Raw genomic sequence first — 251 nt, forward strand, 5'->3', positions numbered from 1 at the left:
ATTGGTGTTGTGATTGTTTTCTCACCTGGACGACCTTCTTGTTTCACTCGTTCTTCACCAGGGTTTAAGTTTGGATTGAATTCGCGTTTTGTTTCAAACGGTACTTCTTCTGTTCTTGTTTCTGGTGTACCTGTTTTTGGTCCGTGTTTTGTGACATCGTCAACTGGTGGTGTTACCACTTCACCTGTTTCTGGGTTCTTAACGCCTGGCTTACCTGGATGTTCTTCTGTTGAATCCGTTGGTAAGTTTGG

1 protein-coding gene is annotated in these 251 nt (G+C 43.4%); it reads right to left on the minus strand.

Going from position 1 to position 251, the window contains the following annotated elements; genetic code table 11:
• Positions 1 to 251 (minus strand): E domain-containing protein (locus tag CD113_RS12260; RefSeq protein ID WP_206167426.1); only part of this gene is annotated, 251 nt, incomplete at both ends.

The organism is Staphylococcus simiae (assembly GCF_002902085.1).
In the GTDB taxonomy this organism is placed as follows: domain Bacteria; phylum Bacillota; class Bacilli; order Staphylococcales; family Staphylococcaceae; genus Staphylococcus; species Staphylococcus simiae.